20 protein-coding genes are annotated in these 22,332 nt (G+C 70.6%); 15 read left to right on the forward strand and 5 right to left on the reverse strand.

Going from position 1 to position 22,332, the window contains the following annotated elements:
• Positions 1–615 precede the first annotated feature (615 nt).
• Complete coding sequence (locus ACZ7LV_RS34910) at positions 616–1,173, reverse strand: hypothetical protein (RefSeq protein ID WP_471945377.1); 558 nt, start codon at positions 1,171–1,173, stop codon at positions 616–618.
• 265 nt (positions 1,174–1,438) lie between these two features.
• Between ACZ7LV_RS34910 and ACZ7LV_RS34915 the strand changes: the two genes are divergently transcribed.
• From ACZ7LV_RS34915 to ACZ7LV_RS34945, 7 genes are all read left to right on the forward strand, one after another.
• Positions 1,439–1,624: a hypothetical protein gene (locus ACZ7LV_RS34915; RefSeq protein ID WP_471945378.1), complete on the forward strand. Its 186-nt coding sequence runs from the start codon at positions 1,439–1,441 to the stop codon at positions 1,622–1,624.
• Complete coding sequence (gene kdpF / locus ACZ7LV_RS34920) at positions 1,621–1,710, forward strand: K(+)-transporting ATPase subunit F (RefSeq protein ID WP_401672192.1); 90 nt, start codon at positions 1,621–1,623, stop codon at positions 1,708–1,710. Before ACZ7LV_RS34915 ends, kdpF (ACZ7LV_RS34920) begins: the two co-directional genes overlap by 4 nt.
• Before the next feature lie 7 nt (positions 1,711–1,717).
• Positions 1,718–3,379 carry a potassium-transporting ATPase subunit KdpA gene (kdpA, locus tag ACZ7LV_RS34925; protein WP_471945379.1) on the forward strand — a complete coding sequence of 554 codons (1,662 nt, stop codon included), beginning with the start codon at positions 1,718–1,720 and terminating at the stop codon, positions 3,377–3,379.
• Between the two features lie 32 nt (positions 3,380–3,411).
• Positions 3,412–5,511 carry a potassium-transporting ATPase subunit KdpB gene (kdpB, locus tag ACZ7LV_RS34930; RefSeq protein ID WP_471945380.1) on the forward strand — a complete coding sequence of 700 codons (2,100 nt, stop codon included), beginning with the start codon at positions 3,412–3,414 and terminating at the stop codon, positions 5,509–5,511.
• Positions 5,512–5,516: 5 nt separating this feature from the next.
• Positions 5,517–6,185, forward strand: a complete 669-nt coding sequence (locus tag ACZ7LV_RS34935; RefSeq protein ID WP_401672183.1) for a potassium-transporting ATPase subunit C — start codon at positions 5,517–5,519, stop codon at positions 6,183–6,185.
• Positions 6,186–6,306: 121 nt separating this feature from the next.
• A complete protein-coding gene (locus tag ACZ7LV_RS34940; RefSeq protein ID WP_471945381.1) occupies positions 6,307–6,990 on the forward strand; it encodes a response regulator in 684 nt (227 codons plus the stop codon).
• Between the two features lie 2 nt (positions 6,991–6,992).
• Positions 6,993–9,536: a sensor histidine kinase gene (locus ACZ7LV_RS34945; protein ID WP_471945382.1), complete on the forward strand. Its 2,544-nt coding sequence runs from the start codon at positions 6,993–6,995 to the stop codon at positions 9,534–9,536.
• A gap of 595 nt (positions 9,537–10,131) precedes the next feature.
• Here the strand turns inward: ACZ7LV_RS34945 and ACZ7LV_RS34950 are convergent.
• Entirely contained in the window at positions 10,132–10,698 is a 567-nt protein-coding gene (locus ACZ7LV_RS34950) for a universal stress protein (RefSeq protein ID WP_471945383.1), read from the reverse strand.
• 325 nt (positions 10,699–11,023) lie between these two features.
• Between ACZ7LV_RS34950 and ACZ7LV_RS34955 the strand changes: the two genes are divergently transcribed.
• From ACZ7LV_RS34955 to kdpA (ACZ7LV_RS34980), 6 genes are all read left to right on the forward strand, one after another.
• A complete protein-coding gene (locus ACZ7LV_RS34955) occupies positions 11,024–11,509 on the forward strand; it encodes an SAV_915 family protein (RefSeq protein ID WP_471945384.1) in 486 nt (161 codons plus the stop codon).
• Between the two features lie 12 nt (positions 11,510–11,521).
• On the forward strand, positions 11,522–12,853 hold the full coding sequence (gene lysA / locus ACZ7LV_RS34960; RefSeq protein ID WP_471945385.1) for a diaminopimelate decarboxylase: 1,332 nt from the start codon (positions 11,522–11,524) through the stop codon (positions 12,851–12,853).
• A gap of 101 nt (positions 12,854–12,954) precedes the next feature.
• A complete protein-coding gene (gene kdpF, locus ACZ7LV_RS34965; protein WP_063797361.1) occupies positions 12,955–13,044 on the forward strand; it encodes a K(+)-transporting ATPase subunit F in 90 nt (29 codons plus the stop codon).
• On the forward strand, positions 13,044–15,209 hold the full coding sequence (gene kdpB / locus ACZ7LV_RS34970; protein ID WP_471945386.1) for a potassium-transporting ATPase subunit KdpB: 2,166 nt from the start codon (positions 13,044–13,046) through the stop codon (positions 15,207–15,209). The genes kdpF (ACZ7LV_RS34965) and kdpB (ACZ7LV_RS34970) overlap by 1 nt, the downstream gene beginning before the upstream one ends.
• Positions 15,210–15,211: 2 nt before the next feature.
• Positions 15,212–16,084 (forward strand): potassium-transporting ATPase subunit C, encoded by an 873-nt coding sequence (locus ACZ7LV_RS34975; RefSeq protein WP_471945387.1) that lies wholly within the window; start codon positions 15,212–15,214, stop codon positions 16,082–16,084.
• Positions 16,085–16,089: 5 nt separating this feature from the next.
• Complete coding sequence (gene kdpA, locus ACZ7LV_RS34980) at positions 16,090–17,739, forward strand: potassium-transporting ATPase subunit KdpA (protein WP_471945388.1); 1,650 nt, start codon at positions 16,090–16,092, stop codon at positions 17,737–17,739.
• A 122-nt stretch (positions 17,740–17,861) separates the two neighbouring features.
• Here the strand turns inward: kdpA (ACZ7LV_RS34980) and ACZ7LV_RS34985 are convergent, their stop codons facing one another.
• The 3 genes from ACZ7LV_RS34985 to ACZ7LV_RS34995 form a co-directional block, all read right to left on the reverse strand.
• On the reverse strand, positions 17,862–18,068 hold the full coding sequence (locus ACZ7LV_RS34985) for a DUF5999 family protein (protein ID WP_365448143.1): 207 nt from the start codon (positions 18,066–18,068) through the stop codon (positions 17,862–17,864).
• Positions 18,069–18,403: 335 nt separating this feature from the next.
• Entirely contained in the window at positions 18,404–18,997 is a 594-nt protein-coding gene (locus ACZ7LV_RS34990; protein WP_401672156.1) for a hypothetical protein, read from the reverse strand.
• A 253-nt stretch (positions 18,998–19,250) separates the two neighbouring features.
• Positions 19,251–19,397: a hypothetical protein gene (locus ACZ7LV_RS34995; RefSeq protein ID WP_471945389.1), complete on the reverse strand. Its 147-nt coding sequence runs from the start codon at positions 19,395–19,397 to the stop codon at positions 19,251–19,253.
• A gap of 164 nt (positions 19,398–19,561) precedes the next feature.
• On the opposite strand from ACZ7LV_RS34995, the gene ACZ7LV_RS35000 reads away from it, so the two are divergent.
• Entirely contained in the window at positions 19,562–21,079 is a 1,518-nt protein-coding gene (locus tag ACZ7LV_RS35000) for a glutamate-cysteine ligase family protein (RefSeq protein WP_471945390.1), read from the forward strand.
• A gap of 119 nt (positions 21,080–21,198) precedes the next feature.
• Positions 21,199–21,999 carry a CPBP family intramembrane glutamic endopeptidase gene (locus ACZ7LV_RS35005; protein WP_401672382.1) on the forward strand — a complete coding sequence of 267 codons (801 nt, stop codon included), beginning with the start codon at positions 21,199–21,201 and terminating at the stop codon, positions 21,997–21,999.
• Positions 22,000–22,332 lie beyond the last annotated feature (333 nt).

Here is a 22,332-nt window from a genome sequence, read left to right on the forward strand (position 1 = left end):
CGGGTCGGGGCCGTCGTTCGGACTCGACGAGGTTCGGGTCGGGGCCGTCGTTCGGACTCGACGAGGTTCGGGTCGGGGCCGTCGTTCGGACTCGACGAGGTTCGGGTCGGGGCCGTCGTTCGGACTCGACGAGGTTCGGGTCGGGGCCGTCGTTCGGACTCGACCAGGTTCGGGTCGGGGCCGTTGTTCGGACTCGACGAGGTTCGGGTCGGGGCCGTCGTTCGGGGTGAGCCTGTGCGTGTCCGGATGGAGCGGGCGGCGGGATCCGGGGTCGTGCCTGATCGGCGTACGCGCCAGGGCCGTCCGTCGTGCAGGGCCGGCGCTGCCCCGGCCGGGTCGAGCGTGCGGGCGGTACGGGGTGGTGCGTGCCGGACGGCGTTCGCGCGCACGGGCAGCCGGTCGTTCGGGGACCGGGTCGGGCCCGGGCGGCCGTACCGGGTCACGAGGCCGGGGCTGACGGCTGCCGGTCCGCCTGGTTCCGTCCGGGCCCGGTGACCTTGCCCGCCTCGTCGCGAAGAGCCGCCCCCGACTGCCCGGCGCACTCGCACGTGACGTCCTCGACGCACGGAGGCGTGGGCGGCGCCGCCCACGCAGGTGTGGGTGGGACGGGTGGCCTCAATCCAGGCCCGACACCTTGAAGACGGAGTGTGCCGTCTCGCCGTCGATCCTGACCGAGACACGGCTCAGCGCCGTGGTCCCGCAGAGCAGGAAACCGGAGGCCTCCGCCCGGCGGGCGTCCTCGTCGAGGCGGCGCCACAGCTCGGGGTTGTCCATCAGCACCCGAGGGTCGATCTCGAACCGGGCGCCGAAGGCGTCGCGCAGCAGCAAGCGCTGCGAAACACCGTCCAGGCAGCTCACGGAGACGAGCAGATCTGTACGGACCCGGCGGGAGCGCAGCAGAGAGCGGGCGACGATCCAACCCTCGCCGGCGGCGACGCGGGACGGGCAGAGCACCGCGAGCAGCAGCAGGGCGAGGACGGCCCAGAGCACCGCTCGCCACGCCGTCAGGGTGCCGGCAGCCCAGTCCAACAGGAGCAGCAGGGCCAGCAGCACCCCGGCACAGCCGATCGCGCCGCGCACATCACGGGCCCAGTGCCGGTCGTGGACCGGCGGAGCGGGGTGGGGGGCGGGCAGGTCGGTCAGAGCCCGGTTCGGGTCGTCACGGTGTCCCATACGGCCGACGGTAGGGGCCTCGTGCGCGACGTCCAGGGGCATTGACGGCTCTCTGACGTGGGCGCGAGGACTTCTTGACGGCACGACGGCACGACGGCACGACGGCACGACGCGACCGCCGCGCAGGTCACACCGCCGGCGACAGGGCGTCGGAAGGGCTCTGAACGGCAGACGCGACGGTGACGTCGAGCATGCCGGGCGCCCGCAGAGCCGGTCCACAGCCGTGCGGACGGCGTCGCCGTCAGGGTCTCGTCAAGGCCGCGCAGTGGGCCGTAAGGGACACGTCAACGACGGTCGAAACCGGCCAAGGAGGAGGTTTCCTCTAACAAGTCCGTGTCCATTCGAATCTCGACTCCAGGAGTTCACGATGGCCGATCTGGCCTTCGTCGTCACCACGATCGCGCTGTTCGCGCTGGTGATCCTCGTCGCCAAGGGGGTGACGAAGCTGTGACCATCGAAAACGTAGTCGGCCTGGTCGTGGCCGTCGCCCTGCTCGGCTATCTCGTCCTCGCCCTGATCTTCCCGGAGAGGTTCTGAGCACGACATGGGTCCCGTACTTGCCGGCGTACTCCAGCTGCTCGCCCTGATCGGCGCACTGGCGATCGTCCACGTCCCCCTTGGCAACTACATGGCCAAGGTCTACTCCACCGACAAGCACTGGCGTGTCGAGAAGTGGATCTACAAGGGCATAGGTGCCAACCCCGACACCGAGATGCGCTGGACCGCGTACCTCCGCGGCGTCCTCGCCTTCTCGGCGATCGGTGTCCTCTTCCTCTACCTGCTCCAGCGGCTCCAGGGCGTCCTGCCCGGATCGCTCGGCTTCGCGGCGATCGACCCGGACCAGGCGTTCAACACGGCCGTGTCGTTCGTGGCCAACACCAACTGGCAGTCGTACTACGGCGAACAGGCCATGGGCCACGTCGTCCAGACCGGCGGTCTGGCCGTGCAGAACTTCGTCTCCGCGGCCGTCGGCATGGCCGTCGCGGTGGCGCTGGTGCGCGGCTTCGCCCGCTCCCGCACCGGTGACCTCGGCAACTTCTGGGCGGACCTGGTGCGCGGCACCGTCCGCATCCTGGTGCCGCTCGCGTTCATCGGCGCGGTCGTCCTGGTCTCCCTCGGCGCCATCCAGAACTTCTCCGGGATCCACGAGGTCGGCCAGTTCATGGGCGGCACGCAGGAGTGGAACGGCGGCGCGGTCGCGTCGCAGGAGGCGATCAAGGAGCTGGGCACCAACGGCGGCGGCTACTTCAACGCCAACAGTGCCCACCCCTTCGAGAACCCGACCCCGTTCACGAACCTCTTCGAGATCTTCCTGATCCTGGTCATCCCGTTCTCCCTGACCCGCACCTTCGGTGTGCTGGTGGGTTCGGTCAAGCAGGGCTACGCGATCCTCGCGACCATGGCCACGATCTGGATCTCCTTCGTCGGTCTGATGATGTGGACCGAGTTCGCCCACCACGGCCCGGCGTTCGACATCGCGGGTGGCGCGACGGAGGGCAAGGAGCTCCGCTTCGGTATCGGCGGTTCGTCGCTCTTCGCGGTCTCCACCACCCTGACCTCGACCGGTGCGGTCGACTCCTTCCACTCCTCCTTCACCGGCCTCGGTGGCGGCATCACGATGCTCGGCATGATGCTGGGCGAGATCGCGCCCGGTGGCGTCGGTTCCGGCCTCTACGGCATGCTGATCCTCGCGATCATCGCGGTGTTCATCGCCGGTCTGATGGTGGGCCGTACGCCCGAGTACCTGGGCAAGAAGATCGGCACCCGTGAGATCAAGCTGGCGGCCCTCTACATTCTGGTGACCCCGGCACTCGTGCTGGTCTTCACCGCGATCGCCATGGCGCTGCCCACTCCGGGCAACTCGATGACCAACAGCGGGGCGCACGGATTCTCCGAGATCCTGTACGCCTACACGTCCGCCGCGAACAACAACGGCTCGGCCTTCGCCGGCCTGAACGCGGACACCCAGTGGTTCAACACCACGCTCGGTATCGCCATGCTGCTCGGACGGTTCGTGCCGATGGTCTTCATCCTGGCACTCGCGGGCTCGCTCGCCGAGCAGAAGCCGGTGCCGGCGACCACGGGCACCCTGCGGACGGACAAGCCGCTGTACACCGGCCTGCTCGTCGGCACGGTCATCATCATCACCGGTCTCACGTACTTCCCGGCGCTGGCGCTGGGACCGCTGGCCGAGGGGCTGGCGTGATGACCACTCGCATACAGAAGCAAGAGGACTCGATGTCCACAGCCACTCCGACCCGGGCGCCGCACAGCGACGTACCCACCGGGCACAAGTCCGCAGAGGGCCGTGTCGGCGCGGGCCTCTTCGACCCCAAGCAGCTCGTCAGGTCGCTGCCGGACGCCTTCCGCAAGCTCGACCCGCGGGTGATGATCAAGTCGCCCGTGATGTTCGTGGTGTGGATCGGCTCCGTCCTGACCACCGTCTTCTCCTTCACGGACCCGACCGACTGGTTCGGCTGGACCATCAGCGCCTGGCTCTGGCTCACGGTGATCTTCGCCAACCTGGCCGAGGCCGTGGCCGAGGGGCGTGGCAAGGCGCAGGCCGACACCCTGCGCAAGGCCAAGACCGACACGGTGGCCCGGCGCCTCGTGGGTGACCGCGAGGAGCGGGTGCCCGGCACCGAGCTGCGTATCGGCGACCTGGTCGTCTGTGAGGCAGGCGACGTCATTCCCGGCGACGGCGACGTCGTCGAGGGTGTCGCGAGCGTCGACGAGTCGGCGATCACCGGTGAGTCGGCCCCCGTGATCCGGGAGTCGGGCGGCGACCGTTCCGCGGTCACCGGCGGCACGAAGGTGCTCTCCGACCGCATCGCCATCAAGATCACGACGAAGCCGGGCGAGACCTTCATCGACCGGATGATCAGCCTCGTCGAGGGTGCCTCCCGGCAGAAGACGCCCAACGAGATCGCGCTGAACATCCTGCTCGCCTCGCTGACGATCGTCTTCCTGCTCGCCTGCGCCACGCTGCCCCCGCTCGCGAACTACGCGGGCACCGACCTGACGATGGTCGTGCTGGTCGCCCTGCTGGTCTGTCTCATCCCGACGACCATCGGTGCCCTGCTGTCCGCGATCGGTATCGCCGGCATGGACCGCCTGGTCCAGCGCAACGTCCTGGCGATGTCGGGCCGCGCGGTCGAGGCCGCCGGCGACGTCTCCACCCTGCTGCTCGACAAGACCGGCACCATCACCCTCGGCAACCGTCAGGCGTCGGAGTTCGTGCCGGTGAGCGGCGTGACGGCCGCCCAGCTCGCGGACGCCGCCCAGCTGTCGTCGCTCGCCGACGAGACGCCCGAGGGCCGCTCCGTCGTCGTCCTGGCGAAGGAGAAGTACGGACTGCGCGAGCGCCACCAGGGCGAGCTGTCGCACGCCGAATGGATCGCCTTCACCGCCCAGACCCGGATGTCCGGTGTCGACGTGGACGGCAGGAAGGTCCGCAAGGGCGCGGCCGGTTCGGTCACCGCCTGGGTGAGCGAGCGCGGCGGCGAGATCGCCGAGGACGCCGGCCGGTTGACCCGTCGGATCTCCGAGGCGGGCGGCACCCCGCTGCTCGTGGCCGTCGAGGACGCCGACGGCGCCCGCGTGCTGGGCGTCATCCACCTCAAGGACGTCGTGAAGGACGGCATGCGCGAGCGGTTCCAGGAACTGCGCCGCATGGGCATCAAGACCGTCATGATCACCGGCGACAACCCGCTCACCGCCAAGGCGATCGCCGAGGAGGCCGGCGTCGACGACTTCCTCGCGGAGGCGACTCCCGAGGACAAGATGGCGCTCATCAAGCGGGAGCAGGCGGGCGGAAAGCTGGTCGCGATGACCGGTGACGGCACCAACGACGCCCCGGCGCTCGCGCAGGCCGACGTCGGCGTGGCGATGAACACCGGTACGTCGGCCGCCAAGGAGGCCGGCAACATGGTCGACCTCGACTCCAACCCGACGAAGCTCATCGAGATCGTCGAGATCGGCAAGCAGTTGCTGATCACGCGCGGTGCGCTGACCACCTTCTCCATCGCCAACGACGTCGCGAAGTACTTCGCGATCATCCCGGCGCTGTTCGCGGCGGTCTACCCGGGCCTGGACAAGCTGAACATCATGCAGCTGTCCTCGCCGGACTCGGCGATCCTGTCCGCGGTCATCTTCAACGCGCTGGTCATCATCGCGCTGGTGCCGCTCGCCCTGCGGGGTGTGCAGTACCGGCCGGTGAGCGCGGACCGGCTGCTCCGCCGCAACCTCGGGATCTACGGACTCGGCGGCCTGATAGCCCCCTTCATCGGCATCAAGATCATCGACATGATCATCTCCCTCATTCCCGGAATCGGCTGATCGCCATGAACAACTCGGTATCCAACACCGCCCGGTTGCTCGGGGCGGGCCTGCGCGCCCTGCTCGTGCTGACCCTGGTGACGGGCGTCATCTACCCGCTGGTCGTGACCGGCGTCGCTCAGGGCCTGTTCAGCAACAAGGCGAACGGCTCAGAGATCAGCTCCCAGGGCAAGGTCGTCGGCTCCTCCCTGATCGGTCAGGCCTACAACCTGCCGCTGAAGAAGGGCCAGGAGACCCCGGAGCCCGACCTCCAATGGTTCCAGGGCCGCCCGCAGAACGGCCTGGGCACCAACAGCGTCAACACCCAGTACTCGCTCATCCTCTCCGGCGCGACCAACCGCTCCGGTGACAACGAAGAGCTCATCCAGTGGGTGAAGGACGCCAAGGCCGCCGTGGTCAAGGACAACTCGGTGCCCGGCTGGACGGTCAAGCCCTCCCAGGTTCCGGCGGACGCCGTGACGTCCTCCGGCTCCGGGCTGGACCCGCACATCTCGCCCGCGTACGCGGACATCCAGGTGCACCGGGTCGCCGAGAAGAACGGTCTGCCCGTCGCCGAGGTCCAGAAGCTCGTGGACAAGAACACCGAGGGGCGCTCGCTCGGCTTCATCGGTGAGCCCCGGGTCAACGTCCTGGAGCTGAACGTCGCGCTCAAGGAACTCGTGGCCAAGAGCTGATGGCGTTACGCGAGTCACGCGGGAGTCGGCGGCCGGAGACACCCTCCGGGACGGCCGGCTCCCGCCGCCGTGGCGCCGGTCGCGTCGCGACCGGCGCGTTCGAGAGGAAAGGCGCACACCCATGACCCGGGTGCTGGTGGTGGAGGACGACCCACAGCTCGTGAGAGCCCTCGTGATCAACCTGCAGGCGCGCCGCTACGGAGTGGACGCGGCGCCCGACGGCGCCACGGCCCTCCGCCTCGCGGCCGCCCGTCAGCCCGACGTGGTGATGCTCGACCTCGGGCTGCCGGACATGGACGGCATCGACGTGATCAAGGCACTGCGCGGCTGGACGAAGGTCCCGATCGTGGTGCTGTCGGCCCGCCAGGCGTCCGATGAGAAGGTCGTGGCGCTGGACGCGGGCGCGGACGACTACGTCACCAAGCCGTTCAGCATGGACGAACTCATGGCCCGCCTGCGGGCGGCCGTCCGCCGCACCGAGGAGATGCCCGTGGCCCCCGAGCGGACGGTGGTGCAGACCCCGGACTTCACCATCGACCTGCTCGCCAAGAAGGCCGTACGGGACGGACGGGACGTGCGGCTCACACCGACCGAATGGCATCTGCTGGAGATCCTGGTCACCCACCCCGGCCGGCTCGTCACACAGAAGCACCTGCTCCAGGAGGTCTGGGGAGTGTCCCAGCGCAACAAGACCAACTACCTGCGGGTCTACATGGCCCAGCTCCGGCGGAAACTGGAAGCGGATCCCTCGCACCCCCGCTACCTCATCACCGAACCCGGCATGGGTTACCGCTTCGAAGGGTGAACATGGCACGCGGCAAGCTTCGGATCTACCTCGGCGCCGCCCCGGGCGTCGGCAAGACGTACGCGATGCTCTCCGAGGGGCACCGGCGCGTCGAACGGGGCACCGACTGTGCGGTGGCGTTCGTCGAGCACCACAACCGCCCACGCACCGAGGTGATGCTGCACGGCCTGGAACAGGTCGCCCGTCGTCAACTCGAATACCGGGGCGGCGTGTTCAGCGAGATGGACGTGGACGCGGTGCTGGCCCGCCGACCCCAGGTGGCGCTGGTCGACGAACTCGCGCACACCAACATCCCCGGCTCCCGCAACGCCAAGCGCTGGCAGGACGTCGAGGAGTTGCTGGCGGCGGGCATCGACGTCATCTCGACGGTCAACATCCAGCACCTGGAGTCCCTCGGCGACGTCGTCGAGTCCATCACGGGCATCCGGCAGCGCGAGACCGTCCCCGACGAGGTCGTGCGGCGTGCGGACCAGGTGGAACTGGTCGACATGTCGCCCGAGGCGCTGCGCCGCCGGATGGCGCACGGCAACATCTACAAGCCGGACAAGGTCGACGCGGCGCTCTCCAACTACTTCCGGCCCGGCAACCTCACGGCCCTGCGCGAACTGGCGCTGCTGTGGGTGGCCGACCGCGTCGACGAGTACCTCACCGAATACCGCAACGAACACCGGGTGTCCAAGATCTGGGGTTCGCGTGAGCGGATCGTGGTCGGGCTCACCGGCGGCCCGGAGGGCCGGACCCTCATCCGGCGGGCCGTGCGGCTCGCGGAGAAGGGCGCCGGCGGCGAGGTGCTCGCGGTCTACATCTCCCGCAGCGACGGCCTGTCCGGGGCCTCTCCCAAGGAACTGGCCGTCCAGCGCGCCCTGGTGGAGGACCTCGGTGGCACCTTCCACCAGGTGGTGGGCGAGGACATCCCCGCCGCGCTGCTGGACTTCGCACGCGGCGTCAACGCCACCCAGATCCTGCTCGGCGTCTCCCGCCGCCAGACCTGGCAGTACGTCTTCGGGCCGGGCGTCGGAGCGACCGTCGCCCGTGAGTCGGGACCCGACCTCGACGTGCACCTCATCACCCACGCCGAGGTGGGCAAGGGACGCGGACTGCCTGTCGCGCGCGGCGCCCGCCTCGGCCGCTCCCGCATCATCTGGGGCTGGCTGATCGGTGTACTGGGCCCCCTGCTGCTGACCCTCCTGCTGACCGGGGTCACGCCCGAGGTGGGCCTGGCCAACGACATGCTGCTGTACCTGACGCTCACGGTGGCCGCGGCCCTGCTCGGCGGACTGCTGCCGGCGCTGGCCTCCGCGGTGGTGGGCTCACTGCTGCTCAACTGGTTCTTCACGCCACCGGTCCACACCCTGACCATCGCCGACCCGAAGAACATCGTCGCCATCGTCATATTCGTAGGCGTGGCGGTGTCGGTGGCCTCCGTGGTGGACCTGGCCGCCCGGCGTACGCACCAGGCGGCCCGGCTGCGGGCGGAGTCGGAGATCCTCTCCTTCCTCGCGGGAAACGTGCTGCGGGGTGAGACCAGCCTGGAGGAACTGCTGGAGCGGGTGCGTGAGACGTTCGGCATGGAGTCGGTGGGGCTGCTGGAGCGGGAATCCGACGTCGCCCCCTGGACCTGCGCGGGCAGCGTGGGCCCGAGGCCTGCCGGGTCGCCGGACGACGCGCACGTCGACATGCCCGTCGGTGACCACATGGCGCTCGCGCTGAACGGCCGGGTGCTGCCCGCCGAGGACCGGCGGGTGCTCGCCGCGTTCGCCGCGCAGGCCGTGGTCGTCCTGGACCGCCGCCGGCTCCAGGAGGAGGCGGACCAGGCGCGCAGGCTCGCCGAGGGCAACCGCATCCGTACGGCGCTGCTGGCCGCCGTCAGCCATGATCTGCGGACTCCGCTCGCGGGTATCAAGGCCTCCGTGACGTCGCTGCGTTCGGACGACGTCGAGTGGTCCGAGCAGGATCAGGCGGACCTGCTGGAGGCGATCGAGGAGGGCGCGGACCGGCTCGACAACCTGGTCGGCAATCTGCTCGACATGTCCCGGCTGCAGACCGGAACGGTCTCCCCGCTGCTGCGAGAGATCGACCTCGACGAGGTGGTGCCGATGGCCCTCGGGGGCGTCCCCGAGGGCAGCGTGGAGCTGGACATCCCCGAGACGCTCCCCATGGTCCAGGTCGACAAGGGGCTGCTGGAGCGGGCGGTGGCCAACCTCGTGGAGAACGCGGTCAAGTACAGCCCGCCGGACAGCCATGTGCTGGTGTCGGCGAGCGCCATCAACGACCGGGTGGAAGTACGGGTCGTGGACCGTGGACCGGGCGTCCCCGACGAGGCCAAGCAGCGCATCTTCGAGCCGTTCCAGCGCTACGGCGACGCCCCGCGCGGGGCCGGGGTCGGACTGGGCCTGGCCGTCGCCCGCGGCTTCGCCGAGGCCATGGAGGGCACGCTCGACGCCGAGGACACTCCCGGCGGCGGCCTCACCATGGTGCTGAGCCTGCGGAGAGTACCCGGCCGCCGACCGGGCCGACCGGACTATTCGGCGCAGGTGGTGTCGTAGCGAGGGGCCGACTCGACCGGTCGCAGCGCCGGAGGGCCTTGCGGCCGGCGGGGCACGGCCACTGGGGCATGACCAGTCCGATGCCACGGCGCCGTGCGTCAGCGGGTGGTGCGATTGCGGGTGTGGGTGTCCGGGGTGGTGGGTGACGGGAGGGTGCGTGCCGGGTGGTGTGTGACGGGAGTGGTGCGTGCCGGGTGGTGGGTGACGGGAGGGGTGCGCACCGGGTCGTGTGTGGCCGGAGTTGTGCGTGCCTGGTGGTGGGTGACGGTGGTGGGTGACGGGAGGGGTGCGCACCGGGTGGTGTGGCCGGAGCGGTACGTACCTGGTGGTGTGGCCGGAGCGGTACGTACCTGGTGGTGGGTGACCGGAGGGGTGTGCGCCGGGTGGTGGGTGACCGGAGGGGTGTGCGCCGGGTGGTGGGTGACCGGAGGAGTGCGCCGCCAGGTGGTGCGGGCCCAGGTCGTCCGTGTCCGGGGTGGTGCGTCGCTGGATGATGTGTCACCGGACGGGGGCGTCACCAGTCGGTGCGTGGCGGGGGTGCCGCGTCGGGTGTGTTCACGGGATCGTCCGTGACGGGTCGGTGGGGGGCGCGGCCTCAGGACTCCGGGCGCACGGCTTGCGGCCGCTCACGGAAGTTCCTCGTGTCCAGCCGCAGCCGCCAGGCGTTACGACGGTGCAGGGCCGCCAGTTCGGCTTCCAGCGGTGACGGCGGCACCGCGAGCACGGGGCAGTGGGCGTGGGTCAGGCAGTAGCGGCTCACGGAGGGGCCGAACGCCCGGTGCCAGAGACCCCGGCGCCCGGCGCCGACGACCAGCACGTCATCCACACGGTCCGCCACGTCCACCAGGGCGCGGGCCGGCGTGCCGTGGGCCACCAGCGCGCACATCGCGACCCCAGGACCCTCCTCACCGAAGGCATCCCGGAGCGCGGTCAGCAGCCGCTCACGGGCCGGCTCGCGCCACTCGTACGCCTGTACGCACGACGCCGTGGACCGGTTCGCGACGAGCTGCCCGCCGGGCGGCTCCCACGCCAGCACCGGCCACAACTCGGCGCCCCGGGACCGGGCTTCCTGGGCCGCCCGGCAGAGCGCGGTCAGGCTCCCCAAGGAGCCGCTCACGCCGACGACGACACGCGCGGCACCGGAATGGTCGTGATCGGCCATGACTCCACCGTTCCTTCACACACTCGCGTGGCCCCTGCCCGCGTGCGGCTCGTGCGGCCGCACCCCCCATCTCACCTCGCCGCGCGGCGAGGGAACAGACGGAACGTCACTTCTTGGCACGCCTCTAGCGCCCGCGGCGGGGCCGTCGGGCCGCTCCGTCAGCAACCCGTCAGCGTCGGCCCGCTCGCCGTCAGCATCGCGTCATGACCCGTCGGCGCCGCCGGATGCCGGGCTTAGCGTCTGGCGAGAGCCCCGGTCCGCATCCGGCGCCGGGACACATCAGCCACAGACAGCAACCAGCTCAGGATCCTCCAGGAGGCATCCCATGGCAGAACTCACGTGTGACGACCCGGAGCCCTGTGAACGGATCCCGGCCGGACCTCTCTACGTTCCCGTCCGGCCGGGACCGGCAGGCTCCGCGGCTCGGCTCTTCCGCAGCCCCCTCGGCGACCGCACGGCCGTGGGCTTCACCTCCGAGCAGCGACTCAAGGCGACCCTTGGCCCCGACCAGGCGTGGATCCGGCTGGCCGAACCCGCCCTGCGCGCGCTGACCGCGCCGCTCGGGGTCACCACCGTCACGATCGACCCGCAGTTCTCGGCACCCGCACCGGCCCGTGAAACCTCCGCGCCGTCCGTGCCGAAGGCCTCCCCCGTCCCGGGGCCCGCCTCCGCTCCCGGGAATGCCGCGCCGCGCGCGGTGCCGGTGCAGGAGACCCCCCGAGGCGTCTCCTGGAACCCCCAGGCCGTCGGCGCCCTGCGCGTGACCGGCGCCGCCGCCCTCGTCTCCGCGCTCGCGCTGTGGATCGGTTGAGAGGACCGCACGATGACCACGCTTCACGAACCCGCCGTCACCACCACCGACGCCCTGTCGGTGTGGCCGGCCTCCACCACGGAGCGGCACCCCGGCGAACTTGCCGTGGGCGGTGTACCGCTCGCCGAGATAGCCGAGCGCTTCGGCACACCCGTCTACGTCCTCGACGAGGCGGAAGTGCGTGAACGCTGCCGCACCTACCGGCACGCCTTTCCCGAAGCCGACGTGGTCTACGCGGCCAAGGCGTTCCTGTGCCGCGCGATGCTCCACTGGGTGGAGGAGGAAGGCCTCGGACTCGACGTCTGCTCCGCCGGTGAGCTGGAGATGGCGGTGACCACGGGCTTCCCGCCGGAGAAGATCGTGCTGCACGGCAACGCCAAGTCGCCCCGCGACCTGGAGACCGCGCTCCGGCTCGGGGTCGGCCGCATCGTCATCGACGGCCCGTCCGAGATCGCCCGGCTGGCGGCGGCCGTCGGGCCCGAGGGGCACCAGAAGGTCATGGTCCGGGTGATCCCCGGCATCAGCGCCGGCGGACACGCCAAGATCCGCACCGGCACCGACGACCAGAAGTTCGGCCTGTCCATCTCCGACGGATACGCCCAGCACGCCATCGCCCGCATCCTCGACCAGCCGCAGCTCCAACTGACGGGCCTGCACTGCCACCTGGGCTCACAGATCACCAGCGTCAAGCCGTATCTCTCGGCGGTGCGGCGCATGGTCGGCCTGATGGCCCGCCTGCACGAGCAGTACGGGCTGGTCCTGCCGGAGCTCGACCTCGGTGGCGGCCACGGCATCGCCTACCGTCCGGGCGAACCGGCCCTGGACCTCACCACGCTGGCCCGCAAGGTGCGCACCGAGCTGACCGAGGCGTGCACGGCGGCCGGGCTCGCGGTGCCCCGTCTGATGATCGAACCGGGCCGCGCCATCGCCGGTCCGGCGGGCGTCGCCCTCTACCACGTCCTGGCCGTGAAGCAGACCGGCTCGCACACGTTCGTCGCCGTCGACGGCGGTATGAGCGACAACCCGCGGCCCGCGCTGTACGGCGTGCGCTACGCGCCCCGGCTGGTCGGCCGGCACAGCACGGCCGCCCCGGCCCCGGTGACCGTGGTCGGCCGGCACTGCGAGGCCGGTGACGTCCTCGCCGCCGATGTGGAACTGCCCTCGGACGTACGGCCCGGCGATCTCCTCGCCGTCCCCGTCGCGGGCGCGTACCACCTGTCCATGGCATCCGGCTACAACATGGTCGGCCGGCCGCCCGTGACCGCCGTCGCGGACGGCCGTGCCCGGCTCCTGGTCCGCCGCGAGTCCCTGGACGACATCCGCAGCCGCGACGTGGGCCTGTAGCCCGCGCCGCCCCTTGCCCACCTCCGGCCGAGTGCCGGCCACGTCCTCGGCCGGAGGTGTCACTTCCCCCTCTTTTTTTGCAACGACATGTGAGGAAAGCCGTGACGGCCGAGAACGTGGTGGGGCTGATCGTCGCGATCGCCCTGCTCGCCTATCTGGTGGTGGCTTTGATCAAGCCGGAGCGCTTCTGATGACCGCGCCCGCACCCGTCAGGGAGAGACCCGCCGAGGCGGTGCGGCCCTCGGCGCCGGAGCCCGCGCGCAGGATCGGCGCCGGCCTGCTCGATCCGCAGCAGCTCTGGCGTGCGCTGCCCGCCGCCCTTCGCAAGTTGAACCCGGTCACGCTGGCCCGCAACCCGGTCATGTTCGTCACCGAGATCGGTGCCGTGCTGACCGCAGGACTCGCCTTCGCCAGGCCGTCGTTGTTCGGCTGGCTCATCACCGCCTGGCTCTGGCTCACGGTCGTCTTCGCCAACCTGGCCGAGGCGGTCGCGGAGAGCCGCGGCCGGGCCCAGGCCGACTCGCTGCGCGGTATGCGCGGCCGGACCGTCGCGCGGCGGCTCGTGGGCGGCGTCGCGCACGTCCGATCGGGCGAGTACGTCGAGGAACCGGTGGGCGCGGGGGAGTTGCGCAAGGGTGACCTCGTGGTCGTCGAGGCCAACGAGCTCGTCCCCGGCGACGGCGATGTGATCGAGGGCGTCGCCAGCATCGACGAGTCGGCCATCACCGGCGAGTCCGCTCCGGTCATCCGGGAGTCGGGAGGCGACCGCTGCGCCGTCACCGGCGGCACCCGCGTGCTGTCCGACCGGATCGTCGTCCGGATCACACAGGAGCCCGGCGAGTCCTTCCTGGACCGGATGATCTCCCTGGTGGAGGGCGCCGACCGGCAGAAGACCCCGAACGAGCTCGCGCTCAATCTGCTGCTGGTCATGCTCACCTTCGTCTTCCTGGTCGCGGTCGTCACGCTCCAGCCGATGGCGGTGTTCTCCAAGGACTTCATGGCCGCCGCCCACGACACGGAGGCGCTCACCGCGGACGGCGTCACCGGCATCGTCTTGGTCTCGCTGCTGGTCTGCCTGATCCCCACGACCATCGGCGGGTTGCTCTCCGCGATCGGGATCGCGGGCATGGACCGGCTGGTGCAGCGCAACGTGCTCGCCATGTCGGGGCGCGCGGTGGAGGCGGCGGGCGACGTCAACACCCTGCTGCTGGACAAGACCGGCACCATCACTTTCGGCAACCGGCGGGCCGGCGCGCTGCTTCCCATCGGCTCGGTGACGGGAGGCGAACTCGCCGAGGCCGCCCTGCTGTCCAGCCTCGCCGACGAGACGCCCGAGGGCCGCTCGATCGTCGAGTACACGCGGGAGAAGTTCGACCTGGAGCGGACCGCGCACCCCGACGCCGGATGGGTGCCGTTCAGTGCCATGACCCGGATGTCGGGCGTCGACCTGCCCGGCGGCCGCCGGCTGCGCAAGGGTGCCGCCGCCGCGGTGTCTGCCTGGGTCCGGGACAACGGCGGTGAGGTGCCCGCCGGACTCCGTGAGTGCGTCAACCAGGTCTCGGCCTCCGGCGGTACCCCGCTCGCGGTCGCCGAACGCGTCGGAGACGAACCGGCGCGACTGCTCGGCGTCGTCCACCTCAAGGACGTCGTGAAGACCGGCCTGCGCGAACGCTTCGCGGAGCTGCGCCGGATGGGCATCCGCACGGTGATGGTCACGGGTGACAACCCGGTGACCGCCAAGGCGATCGCCGACGAGGCGGGCGTCGACGACTTCCTCGCGGAGGCCACTCCCGAGGACAAGCTAGGGCTGATCAAGAAGGAGCAGGAGGGCGGGAAGCTGGTCGCGATGACCGGTGACGGCACCAACGACGCCCCGGCGCTCGCGCAGGCCGACGTCGGCGTGGCGATGAACACCGGTACGTCGGCCGCCAAGGAGGCCGGCAACATGGTCGACCTCGACTCCGACCCGACCAAGATCATCGACATCGTCGAGATCGGCAAGCAACTCCTCATCACCCGGGGCGCGTTGACCGCGTTCTCGCTCGCCAACGACATCGCCAAGTACTTCGCGATCCTCCCGGCGATCTTCGCCGGGCTCCACCCCTCGCTCGACGCGGTCAACGTCATGCGACTGCACTCGCCGACTTCGGCCATCCTGTCGGCGGTGATCTTCAACGCGGTGATCATCGTCGCGCTGATCCCGCTCGCCCTGCGCGGGGTGCGCTACCGCCCGGGCAGCGCCGACAAACTGCTCACCCGCAACCTGTGGGTCTACGGCGCGGGCGGGCTTCTCCTGCCCTTCCTCGCGATCAAGTTCATCGACGCCGCCGTGGTCCAGTTCATCCCGGGAATCTGATCATGAAACTCCTCTCCAGGACGCCTGCCTGGATCGGCCACCCCGTGGCGGCGATCCGCGTGGTCGTCGTCCTCACCCTGTTCGTCGGTCTTGCCTACCCCCTGGGGATGACCGCGATCGCCCAGGTCCCGGGACTGCGGGACGACGCCCGCGGCTCCCTGCTCGCCGAGGGCGGCAGCAGGCTCATCGGCCAGTCCTTCCTGGACGGCGACGGCAACCCGATCCCGTACTACTTCCAGCCCCGGCCCTCGAACGCCGGCGACGGCTACGACGCCGCCGCCTCGGCCGCCGGCAACCTCGGCCCGGAGTCGACGGTGGACGTCCTCGGCCCCGACGGCAAGCAGAGCCTGCTCAGCCAGGTATGTGGCCGCAGCAAGGCGGTCGGCGAGCTCGAGCGGGTCGACGGCTCGCGCCCGTACTGCACGGCCGGCGGCGTCGGAGCGGTCCTCGGTGTGTTCCGCGCGGACGGCACCACCGGTCGCGCCACCCGCGTGGTCAGTCTCAACCAGGCCTGCCCGTCGACGCCGTTCCGCACGGAGTACGAGGGAGTGGGTGTCGAGTGCGCGGAGCCGGGCGAGGACTACGGCAAGGCCGTCGTGACCCCGATCCGCGGCGAAGCGTCCGCCGACCCCAAGGTCCCGGCCGACGCGGTCACCGCGAGCGCCAGCGGTCTCGACCCGCAGATCAGCCCCGCGTACGCCGAGCTCCAGACCGCGCGGATCGCCCGTGAACGCGGTCTGCGCGAGAAGGACGTGCGCAAGCTCGTCGACACCTACACCACGGGCCGCGGCCTCGGCGTGCTCGGGGAGCCGGCCGTGAACGTCGTCGAGCTCAACGCGGCACTCGACCGCGCCCGGCCCATGAAGGGGATCTGACCGACATGTACGGCTGGCTTCAGGCCACCCTGGTCCTCGCGGTCGTCGTCGGACTGCACGTCCCGCTCGGCGACCACATGGCGCGGGCCCTCGACGGGGGGCGGCACGGACGCCCCGAGAAGGTCCTGTACAAGGTCTGCGGCATCGACCCGGACAAGGAACAGGACTGGCGGCACTACCTGTTCGCGATCCTCGCGTTCAGCGCGGCGAGCATCGCGGCCCTCTTCGCGCTGTTCACCCTGCAGGGCCGGCTGCCCTGGTCCACGGGCCACGAGGGCATGCCGTGGCGGCTCGCCCTGCACACCGCGATCAGCTTCACGACCAACACGAGCTGGCAGAACTACGCCGGCGAGTCGACCACCGGCCACCTGGCGGTGATGGCGGGCCTGGGCGTCCAGGCGTTCGCTTCCGGCGCAGTCGGCCTGTGCGTGGCGCTGGCCCTCATCCGGGGCCTGACGCGTCGTGACACCGACCGGCTGGGCAACTTCTGGGTGGACCTCACCCGTTCGATCTTCCGGATCTTCCTTCCCCTGGCCGTCGTCTTCGGCATCGTGCTGATCGCCCTGGGCGTTCCGCAGAGCCTGGGTGGCGCGCACACCGTCACGACGGTCGCCGGGGGAGAACAGACGCTGCTCGGCGGCCCGGTCGGCTCATGGGAGCCGCTGAAACTGATGACGGGTGACGGCGGGGGCGTCTTCAACGCCAACAGCGCCCACCCGTTCGAGAACCCCACCGCGGTCACCAACGCGATCGAGATCGTGCTGATGCTGCTGATCCCGACCGCCTTCATCCGCGCCTACGGCCGGATGATCGGCTCCCTGCGGCAGAGCTGGACCCTGCTCGCCGTGGTGGGCATCCTCTTCGGCCTGCTGCTCGCGGCCGGCAACCTGGCCCAGAGCGCCCACAACGGCACCGTCACGGAGGCTGTCGGCGGACAGTACGAGGGCACCGAGACCCGCTTCGGCGTCCCCGCCTCGACGCTCTTCGGCGTGGCGGCCACCGGTTCGGCCGACGGAGCGGCGAACGCGTCCTACGACAGCTTCTCCAGCCTGGGCGGTGGAGTGCTGCTGTCGGCGATGATGCTCGGCGAGATCGCCCCCGGCGGCACCGGCAGCGGGCTGTACGGCCTGATCATGGCGGTGATGGTGGCGGTCTTCATCGGCGGACTGATGGTCGGCCGAACACCCGAGTACCTGCGCAAGCGGCTCGGCTTCGGGGAGATGCGCTACGTCGTGCTCTACACGCTGGTCTCACCGACCGTCGTGCTCGCCTGCGTGGCGCTGTCGGTCGCGCTGGGCCACGGTCCGTCCTCCATGGGCAACCCGGGGCCGCACGGGCTGACCGAACTCACGTACGCGTACACCTCCAACGTCAACAGCAACGGAAGCGCGATGGCCGGCTTCAACGGGGCCACCGACTTCCACAACCTGCTGATGTCGGCGGCGATGCTGATCGGCCGCTACCTGCCGATGGCGTTCCTGCTCCCGCTCGCCGGACGGCTGGCCCGGCAGCGGCCGGGCGTGGTCACCGTGGGCACGTTGCAAGCGCGAGGCGTGAACTTCGTGGTCCTGGCCACCGGTGCCGCGCTGCTGCTGGCGCTGCTCAACTACCTCCCGGCCCTCTCCTTGGGGAGCCTGGCGGAGGGACTGATGTAGCACGCGCATGAACGACTACGGGCAGTGAGGGTCGCCGAACACGCGTCGGGGCCGGTGCGCGGTGTACGTCCGCGGGCCGGCCCCATGGTTCTGCCGGGCGGTGCGGGCCGCCCGGTCCGTGCTCAGGCGGCGGTCATCACCTGGCTGCCGGCGGGCAGCCGGTGCGGGGCGATGATCTGGCCGTCCGGCAGAAGCTCACCGGTGTCCTCGAAGAGCACGACACCGTTGCACAGCAGGCTCCAGCCCTGCTCCGGGTGGTGCGCCACGAGACGGGCGGATTCCCGGTCGGCGGAGTCGGCGGTCGGGCACGGTGACTGGTGCTGGCACATGGAAGGGATCTTTCGCTCTGTTGTGTCGTCGGTGATCGCTGTCGTGTCTGTTCCGCGGCGTGAAGCTTCGTTCATAGCCGCCCCCCCGTTGTCATCAGTCGGTCGAACCCAGTGTTGCCCCACGGGCGTCTTTCCGCAGGGATTTCGCCGCACCGCTCCTCACAGGTTGATGACGCATCACCCGCGCGGACGGTTCATCCCAACTGCACTGTCACTTCGGGTGGTTCGGGGTGGCCTGATGGGGCTAGTCCGTACGGGTCGAACAACGCCGTACCCCGCCACCTGGAATCCGGTGACGGGGTACGGGAGCAGGCCGTGCGGTGTCCGCCCGGCGGTCAGGCCGGGGAGCCGAGCAGGGGCGTCGGCGGGGCCGGCGGCACCCGCAGGGTCAGCACCGGGAGCAGTTCGGCGACCCGGTGCGGGCGGTTGGCCGCGATGCCGGGCGGGGCCGGAGCCAGCGGGACGAGCAGATCGGTCGCCGCCGGGTGGCCGGCGGTGCCGTCGGAGGCGTGGTCCTCGTGGAGCCAGAGCGTGAGCATGTACAGACCCGGCACGGACAGCAGACGTGCCTGGTACGACTGGGTGAGAGTCTCGGCCTGACGCAGCGCGCGCTCGGTGGAGACGATGTACGGCCCCTCGAAGAAGTGCGAGAAGGCCCAGCCGTCCGGCGTGAGCATGCTCTCCGCCGCGGCGACCGCGTGGTCGCCGGAACGGATCAGGAAGCGCCATCCGGCCAGTCGGGTGACCGGCTCGCCCTTCGCGGTGATCCGGTCCAGCACATGGACCGGCAGCGGCAGCTCGGGCGTGACAGGACCCTGGGCGTTGCGCAGGGCGGGGGTTCGGGCCTCGCGGACCGCGGTGGGGGAACCGAGGGCCGTGAGGACGGAGCGAAGTGCGGGCGCGGGTGCCGGGGGGACAAGCAGCGGCATGGTGGGTCGCCTCTCATTCGACAGGCAGGGTGGCGCGACGGGGCGGGGCGGACGGCGCTGTCAGCTCACGGGGGCAGGGAGGCAGGCAACCGGGGTCCGCGAACGATGGTGTGGGTGTGAGGCCTGCCGGGCGTGATCGACGACGACAGTTTCCTCCGACCGTGGGCGCGCCTGCTGCCCTGCCGACCGAGTTTATACGACATTTGTTCAGCCGGTGTTTCGTCTAACCGTTTCCGGGCACTCGCACAAGAGTTCATTCGGTCAGCGATACGTGGAAAACATCCCGTTTCCGAAGGGGGGACACCGCCATGACCTCGCAGAATGCCCGAGCAGCGGTCGGCCAATTCTCGTCGGCGTTTTTCACGAGGTCTTCGGCGTCGAAAAGTGCATGCTGCGTCATGCCCGGTGAATGTGCCACCGATCTTTCTTGGCCCAAGTGGCCAGAGTAGCGGCTGCGGTCGTTCACCGGGGGCGTTATGGATCGCCGGGGCTGGGCATCATCCACCCTGACCCGGACACCGGCGGCCGGATCTTTCGGCCCGCCCACCGAGGAGGGACGCTTCGATGGGGGAGAAGGTCGTGGCGGGCGCGTTCGACCTGTCCGATCGCCAGCGCTACCGCACCAAGCTCCAGCAGTGCCTGCAGGGACTGGAGCGACTGCTGGAGGAGAAGCGGTTCGATCGGCCCAAGAACCTGATGGGGCTGGAGATCGAGCTGAATCTCGCGGGTGCCGACGGCATGCCAAAAATGCTCAACGGTCAGGTCCTGGAAAGGATCGCGAGCCGCGACTTCCAAACAGAACTCGCCATGTTCAACCTGGAAGTCAACATCGCCCCCCACCGGCTGGGGGGTCGGGTATTCGACCGGCTGGAGGAAGAACTCCGCACGTCACTGGCATATGCCCACCGGAAAGCCGGTGAAGTGGACGCCGGAATCGTGATGATCGGTATTCTGCCGACCCTCGAGCGCGACGACCTGGTCTCCTCGAACCTCTCCGACGTGGACCGCTACGTGCTGCTGAACGACCAGATCGTGGCGGCCCGGGGCGAGGACTTCACGCTCGACATCGACGGGGTCGAACATCTGACCTGCACCTCGAAGTCGATCGCGCCCGAGGCCGCCTGCACCTCCGTGCAGCTGCATCTCCAGGTCACCCCGGGGCGGTTCGCCGACGTGTGGAACGCCGCGCAGGCCGCTACCGCCGCGCAGATAGCGATGGGCGCGAACTCGCCGTTCCTGTTCGGGCGGGAGCTGTGGCGCGAATCGCGGCCGCCGCTGTTCCAGCAGTCCACCGACACCCGCCCGCCCGAGCTCCAGGCCCAGGGCGTCCGGCCGCGCACCTGGTTCGGGGAACGCTGGATCAGCTCGGCGTACGACCTCTTCGAGGAGAACCTGCGCTACTACCCGGCGCTGCTGCCGATCTGCGACGACGAGGATCCGCTGGCCGTGCTGGACGCGGGCGGCGTGCCGAAACTCGCCGAGCTGGTGCTGCACAACGGCACGGTCTACCGCTGGAACCGGCCCGTCTACGGCATCGCCGACGGCGTCCCGCATCTGCGCGTCGAGAACCGGGTCCTGCCCGCCGGTCCGACCATCACCGACGTCATCGCCAACGCGGCCTTCTACTACGGCCTCATCCGCGCGCTCGCCGAGGACTCCCGGCCGGTGTGGACCCGGCTGCCCTTCGAGGCCGCCGAGGCGAACTTCGACGCCGCGTGCCGGTACGGCATCGAGGCGCGCTTCACCTGGCCGCGTCGGGGCCGGTACGGCGGGACGACCGAGGTCGACGCGGTAAGTCTCGTACGCGACGAACTGCTGCCGCTCGCCGCGGCCGGGCTGGACGCCTGGGGCGTGGAGCCGGCCGACCGGGACCTGTATCTCGGCGTGATCGACGAGCGGTGCAGGCGACGGGTGAACGGGGCGTCCTGGCAGGTCGCGACCTTCCACCGGGCCCTGGAGGGCGGGCTGTCCCGCGAGGCCGCGCTGGCCGCGACGACCCGGCGCTACGCCGAGCTGATGCGGCAGGGCGACCCCGTGCACACCTGGCCCGTGGGGCTTCCGGAGGCCGCTGTCCGGACGTAGGCCGTCGGCGCCGGGCAGGGGGCGGGAGCCGTGGCACAGGTACGTCTGCGAGGCTGTCCAGCGCACATCCAGGTGACGTGGACGAGGATGTGCGCTGAGAGACTCGGCTGGAGGCGGGCGTGCAGGGTGAGGCGGGAACCGTGAAGGGTGCCACGGCGGGCGGGACGCCGTCGCGGCGGGTGCTGCGGGACGAGACCCTGCTCGTGCTCGGGCTCTCGCTCGGCGCCAGCGCCGTGTCCGCGCTCATCAGCTTCGTGGGATCCGTCACCCGGCCGGGCGGGCTCAAGGACCAGGCCGCCACGCTCAACGCCTCCGCCGCGCCGGGCCGGCCCTGGCTCGACCTGGCCTGGCAGCTGTTCGGGATCACGACCGCGCTGATTCCCGTCGCCCTGGTCGCGCACTTCCTGATGCGCGAGGGGCAGAGTCTCAGGACCCTCGGGTTCGACCGCTCCAGGCCCTGGCCCGATCTCGGGCGCGGAGCCGTCGTCGCCGCCGTCATCGGCAGCACCGGCATCGCCTTCTACCTCGCCGCGCGCGGTCTCGGCTTCAACCTCACGGTCGTCCCCGAGGCGTTGCCGGAGGTGTGGTGGAAGTTCCCGGTGCTGATCCTCTCGGCGCTGCAGAACTCGATCGTCGAAGAGGTCATCGTCGTCGGGTACCTGCTTCGCCGGCTGGACCAGCTGGGGTGGTCGCCCGGTGCGTCGCTGGCGGCCAGCTCCGTGCTGCGCGGCTCGTACCACCTCTACCAGGGCATCGGCGGCTTCATCGGCAACATGGTGATGGGCGTGGTCTTCGTCTGGCTGTACCGGCGCTGGGGACGCGTCGGCCCGCTGGTGGTCGCCCACTCGCTCCTCGACATCGGCGCGTTCGTGGGGTACGCCCTGCTCGCCGGCAAGGTCGACTGGCTCCCGACGGCCTGAAGGGCTGCGGCATGCCTCGGCGTGGCCCGTCGGGTGCGCCCGTGTCTTCGGCGGTCCCTGCGGCGTAGGCCCGGGGGCTCGCGGGCTCGGGTCCTTGGGGCGGGCCTGAGTCCTGGACGTCCTGCGCTGGACGGGGTCGCGCGGCCCCTGGCGCTATCCGCTGGACGGCGCGCGTGGCTCCGGCGTCCAGCGGACGGGCCTGCGCCTGCCGGCGGTCTGCGCCGTCGGGTCCGCGCCCTCGGCGCGGCCCGCAGGTCGGTCCCGCGCGTCCCCGGCGTGGTCCGTCGGGCAGGTCCTGCGGACTGGGTGTGGTCCGTCGGGCCTCGCTGTGGT

This window comes from Streptomyces sp. NPDC107562 (genome assembly GCF_055657325.1).

Coding starts and splice junctions, on each gene's coding strand:
- ACZ7LV_RS34910 (WP_471945377.1), bottom strand. CDS start 1,173: ATGGGACACCGTGACGACCCGAACCGGGCTCTGACCGACCTGCCCGCC.
- kdpA (WP_471945379.1), top strand. CDS start 1,718: ATGGGTCCCGTACTTGCCGGCGTACTCCAGCTGCTCGCCCTGATCGGC.
- kdpB (WP_471945380.1), top strand. CDS start 3,412: ATGTCCACAGCCACTCCGACCCGGGCGCCGCACAGCGACGTACCCACC.
- ACZ7LV_RS34935 (WP_401672183.1), top strand. CDS start 5,517: ATGAACAACTCGGTATCCAACACCGCCCGGTTGCTCGGGGCGGGCCTG.
- ACZ7LV_RS34940 (WP_471945381.1), top strand. CDS start 6,307: ATGACCCGGGTGCTGGTGGTGGAGGACGACCCACAGCTCGTGAGAGCC.
- ACZ7LV_RS34945 (WP_471945382.1), top strand. CDS start 6,993: ATGGCACGCGGCAAGCTTCGGATCTACCTCGGCGCCGCCCCGGGCGTC.
- ACZ7LV_RS34950 (WP_471945383.1), bottom strand. CDS start 10,698: ATGGCCGATCACGACCATTCCGGTGCCGCGCGTGTCGTCGTCGGCGTG.
- ACZ7LV_RS34955 (WP_471945384.1), top strand. CDS start 11,024: ATGGCAGAACTCACGTGTGACGACCCGGAGCCCTGTGAACGGATCCCG.
- lysA (WP_471945385.1), top strand. CDS start 11,522: ATGACCACGCTTCACGAACCCGCCGTCACCACCACCGACGCCCTGTCG.
- kdpB (WP_471945386.1), top strand. CDS start 13,044: ATGACCGCGCCCGCACCCGTCAGGGAGAGACCCGCCGAGGCGGTGCGG.
- ACZ7LV_RS34975 (WP_471945387.1), top strand. CDS start 15,212: ATGAAACTCCTCTCCAGGACGCCTGCCTGGATCGGCCACCCCGTGGCG.
- kdpA (WP_471945388.1), top strand. CDS start 16,090: ATGTACGGCTGGCTTCAGGCCACCCTGGTCCTCGCGGTCGTCGTCGGA.
- ACZ7LV_RS34985 (WP_365448143.1), bottom strand. CDS start 18,068: ATGTGCCAGCACCAGTCACCGTGCCCGACCGCCGACTCCGCCGACCGG.
- ACZ7LV_RS34990 (WP_401672156.1), bottom strand. CDS start 18,997: ATGCCGCTGCTTGTCCCCCCGGCACCCGCGCCCGCACTTCGCTCCGTC.
- ACZ7LV_RS34995 (WP_471945389.1), bottom strand. CDS start 19,397: ATGACGCAGCATGCACTTTTCGACGCCGAAGACCTCGTGAAAAACGCC.
- ACZ7LV_RS35000 (WP_471945390.1), top strand. CDS start 19,562: ATGGGGGAGAAGGTCGTGGCGGGCGCGTTCGACCTGTCCGATCGCCAG.